Source organism: Enterobacter cloacae complex sp. S1 (genome assembly GCF_014930525.1).
Lineage (GTDB): Bacteria > Pseudomonadota > Gammaproteobacteria > Enterobacterales > Enterobacteriaceae > Enterobacter > Enterobacter hormaechei_C.
The window spans coordinates 1-3,810 of the sequence record NZ_JADBRE010000060.1; the positions used below are offsets into that span (position 1 = coordinate 1).

Consider the following 3,810-nt stretch of genomic DNA (forward strand, 5'->3'; position numbering starts at 1 on the left):
AAACCGACGTTTTATAGATTGCTCTAGGGCTGCTTGGCCGATAACTTCACCTGATTTTTTGCAGAAAATATTGGGTGAAAAACATGCAAATTGGCTACGTAAGGGTGTCAACAAATGACCAAAATACGGATCTCCAGCGACAAGCTCTCGAACGCGCAGGATGTGAACAGGTTTTTGAGGAAAAAATGAGCGGGACGGTAGCGAACCGGCCAGCGCTTAAAAAGCTTCTGCGAACTCTGAATGAGGGCGATACGCTGGTAGTGTGGAAGCTGGATCGCCTCGGGCGAAGCATGCGAAATTTAGTTCTGCTGGTGGACGAACTCCGGCAGCGCGGCATTCACTTTAAGAGCCTCACGGACAGCATTGATACATCCAGCCCAATGGGGCGTTTCATATTCCACATCATGTCAGCCCTGGCCGAGATGGAGAGGGAGTTGATCGTGGAACGCACCCGGGCAGGACTGGCGGCAGCCCGGGAGAAAGGGCGCATAGGCGGCAGAAGGCCGAAGTTAACCCAGGAGCAATGGGCGCAGGCTGGTAGGTTGATTTCAAACGGAATGGACAGAAAGCAGGTGGCAATTATCTATGATGTTGCTGTCTGTACGCTTTATAAAAAATTCCCTGCATCCAAACCGGCTTAAATTTGTGCATCTGGGATTCCAGTCGGAAAATTTACAAAAATAATAATTCGAAGCCTGGTAGAAACTTAGAAACGAAGCGGTGAAGCTTTAAACAGTCGCTACGACTACGGTGTGTTGCGTGCTAACAGAAATGAAACTACTGTATATAAAAACAGTATTTGAGGTGTACGTAATGGAATTTATCAGGCCTACTGAACTGCGAGAAATTATCGCAATCCCACTATACAGCGATTTGGTGCAATGTGGTTTTCCCAGCCCCGCAGCTGATTATGTAGAGCAGCGCATTGATCTTAATGAGTTGCTTGTTTCCCATCCCAGCTCAACGTATTTCGTTAAAGCCGCAGGGGATTCGATGATAGAAGCGGGGATCAGCGACGGTGATCTGCTGGTGGTTGATAGCTCACGGACTGCTGAACACGGAGACATTGTCATTGCGGCTGTGGATGGGGAATTTACTGTTAAACGCCTTCAACTGCGTCCAACTGTTCAGCTCAATCCGATGAACGGTGCTTACAGTCCGATTTTGGTAGGCAGCGAAGATACGCTGGACGTTTTCGGCGTAGTTACTTTCATTGTTAAATCGGCCAGCTGATATGTTTGCGCTCTGTGATGTGAATTCATTCTACGCATCATGCGAGACAGTGTTCAGGCCCGATTTGAGAGGACGGCCGGTGGTTGTTCTTTCGAATAATGACGGCTGCGTCATAGCGCGCAGCGCCGAGGCCAAAGCTGCTGGAATTACCATGGGGGAGCCTTTCTTCAAGCAAAAGGACTTATTCCGGCGCGCTGGCGTTGTTTGCTTCAGCAGCAACTATGAGCTCTATGCTGATATGTCGAACCGGGTAATGACTACGCTCGAGGAAATGAGCCCCCGCGTCGAAATTTACAGTATCGACGAAGCTTTTTGCGACCTGACAGGTGTCCGCAACTGCCGGGACCTGACGGAGTTTGGCAAAGAGATTCGCGCTACGGTTCTGAAGCGCACGCACCTTACCATTGGCGTTGGCATCGCGCAGACGAAAACCCTCGCTAAGCTGGCTAACCATGCCGCGAAAAAATGGCAGCGGCAGACGGGCGGCGTGGTTGATCTCTCGAATGTCGATCGGCAACGTCGGTTGTTGGCTCTGGTACCAGTAGAGGACGTGTGGGGCGTCGGCAGGCGCATCACCAAGAAGCTCAATGCTATGGGCATCAAAACAGCTCTGGACCTCTCAGAACAAAGCACATGGATTATCCGCAAACACTTTAACGTGGTACTCGAGCGAACCGTCAGAGAGCTTCGCGGTGAGCCATGTCTGGATCTGGAGGAGTTTGCGCCAGCAAAGCAGGAAATTGTTTGCAGCAGGTCGTTTGGGGAACGCATTACAGAGTACGAACAAATGCGTCAGGCTATTTGCTCCTATGCCGCTCGGGGTGCTGAAAAGCTTCGCGGTGAGCATCAGTACTGCCGCTTTATCTCTACGTTTGTGAAAACCTCACCATTCGCGCTTAACGAGCCATATTACGGCAACAGCGCGTCAATTAAGCTACTCACCCCCACGCAGGATTCACGCGACATAATCAACGCCGCTGTAAAGTGCCTGGACAAAATCTGGAAGGATGGGCACCGCTATCAAAAGGCTGGCATTATGCTGGGCGACTTCTTCAGCCAGGGTGTGGCCCAGCTCAACCTGTTTGACGAGAACGCGCCGCGTGAAGACAGTGCGCAGCTGATGCAGGTCCTCGACCAGCTCAATGCTAAAGGCGGAAAAGGCACGCTCTACTTTGCTGGGCAGGGCATACAGCAGCAGTGGCAGATGAAACGTGACATGCTCTCACCTCGCTACACAACTCGTTATGCCGATTTATTGACGGTCAGTTAGGCCGCCATGGGATTGAGATACTTCGACAGGCGAACACGTAAAAGGATAAGTAAAAGTTTTGTTGCTGCCATTAAGTTCGACGTATTGGATGACTAAAGTACAGTTTTTTGGTACATCGTCTTTGGAATTTAAAATCGTCTGAATTTCATAGGGAAGAGGGGAAGGTATAGGTGCCCCGTTTGAGGCATTAAGTACTTTAGCTTGCCCTGGTTCAAGGAGTGTGCCATCAAGCTGGTTATCGAGGTACCATGTACCTATCCCGAAACTCATCTTGCTGTCAATTTCAATAGAAGTAATTGCTGCCGGCTGATTGCCGTTATTGGCGATCATAAAATGAAGCTTATTTGACTCGCCAGATATGATAGAGGTAACTATTTCTGCCTGTTTAGATTGAAAAACACCATTAATGAATGGAATTGTCCATATTGAAAGCAGTGTCAGAAAGAAGCCAGTAAACAGAGCAAACGTATTGAGGTGACGGATCCAGTTCTGATAGCTTCCACAGTGGTGACATTTTTTAGCTCCGTGGTGTATTGGATTTCTACAATCACGACAGTTATTCATTAGGCATTCCCTGCTTAAACCACGAAGAATATTAGTGAATACATAGTACTAGAGCGAGACTGGTTCTAATAGATCACGTCCTTGGTTTTTCACATTCCCCACGGCGCGCGTCACAGCGTGCCAGATAAATTTGTCGGCTGGAACAGCGCCGTCGGCTGCTATCTCTGCCACTTCCTTCCCGCCTATATCATGGCGCATCCACTCCCGGGCGGCTTCCGGTGACAAAACCAATGGCCGGCGGTCGTGAATGTCGACCAGACCTTTGTCGGCCGCAGACGTCACTATCAGGAAACCTTCTGCATCATCGCCACGCTCAAACGGTGTGCTGCCGATCGCTGCCATAAAAATCGGCTGGCCATCGGCGCGGTGAATGAAGTAGGGCTGTTTCTTGTCGCCTTCCTTCTTCCATTCGAACCACCCATCCGCAAAACATATAGCCCGGCCATGCTGCCATAGCGGTTTAAACATTCTGCTGGTGGCAGCCGTCTCGACACGCGCGTTAATCAGTGGCGGTTTATCCCACCACCCCGGTGCGTAACCCCAGAACACCGGATCGAGGTGCAGCTGCTCGTCGCGTTCGCTCAGTAGCAGGACCTTGGTACCGGGAGCGACGTTGAATCGGCCAATAGGTTCCGGGTCATAAGCGATGTCACGATCGGCTTCATCGGCCAGATATGCCAGATATTCTTCACGAGTTTGGGCTTGTGCAAAACGTCCACACATAGAAACCTCCAGTCAGTCAG

The 3,810-nt window shown here is 50.4% G+C and carries 5 protein-coding genes; 3 read left to right on the top strand and 2 right to left on the bottom strand.

The window, feature by feature from the left end; all coding sequences use genetic code 11:
• Positions 1-83 precede the first annotated feature (83 nt).
• From IM290_RS21315 to IM290_RS21325, 3 genes are all read left to right on the top strand, one after another.
• Entirely contained in the window at positions 84-641 is a 558-nt protein-coding gene (locus IM290_RS21315) for a recombinase family protein (protein WP_193042691.1), read from the top strand.
• 172 nt (positions 642-813) lie between these two features.
• The gene (locus tag IM290_RS21320) at positions 814-1,233 is read left to right on the top strand and encodes a translesion error-prone DNA polymerase V autoproteolytic subunit (RefSeq protein WP_017694105.1); all 420 of its coding nucleotides are present in this window, start codon (positions 814-816) and stop codon (positions 1,231-1,233) included.
• A gap of 1 nt (position 1,234) precedes the next feature.
• Positions 1,235-2,503: a Y-family DNA polymerase gene (locus IM290_RS21325; protein WP_193042689.1), complete on the top strand. Its 1,269-nt coding sequence runs from the start codon at positions 1,235-1,237 to the stop codon at positions 2,501-2,503.
• Here the strand turns inward: IM290_RS21325 and IM290_RS21330 are convergent.
• Together IM290_RS21330 and IM290_RS21335 are read right to left on the bottom strand one after the other, a co-directional pair.
• Positions 2,486-3,067, bottom strand: coding sequence for a hypothetical protein (locus tag IM290_RS21330; RefSeq protein ID WP_063137795.1), 582 nt, complete (start codon positions 3,065-3,067; stop codon positions 2,486-2,488). The two genes, IM290_RS21325 and IM290_RS21330, sit on opposite strands and share 18 nt — an antisense overlap.
• A gap of 48 nt (positions 3,068-3,115) precedes the next feature.
• Positions 3,116-3,790 (bottom strand): SOS response-associated peptidase, encoded by a 675-nt coding sequence (locus IM290_RS21335; protein WP_193042690.1) that lies wholly within the window; start codon positions 3,788-3,790, stop codon positions 3,116-3,118.
• Between the last annotated feature and the right edge of the window lie 20 nt (positions 3,791-3,810).

What these genes read in the sequence shown, in the direction of transcription:
- IM290_RS21330 (WP_063137795.1), bottom strand. Translation starts at nt 3,067, where the DNA reads ATGAATAACTGTCGTGATTGTAGAAATCCAATACACCACGGAGCTAAA.
- IM290_RS21335 (WP_193042690.1), bottom strand. Translation starts at nt 3,790, where the DNA reads ATGTGTGGACGTTTTGCACAAGCCCAAACTCGTGAAGAATATCTGGCA.
- IM290_RS21315 (WP_193042691.1), top strand. Translation starts at nt 84, where the DNA reads ATGCAAATTGGCTACGTAAGGGTGTCAACAAATGACCAAAATACGGAT.
- IM290_RS21325 (WP_193042689.1), top strand. Translation starts at nt 1,235, where the DNA reads ATGTTTGCGCTCTGTGATGTGAATTCATTCTACGCATCATGCGAGACA.
- IM290_RS21320 (WP_017694105.1), top strand. Translation starts at nt 814, where the DNA reads ATGGAATTTATCAGGCCTACTGAACTGCGAGAAATTATCGCAATCCCA.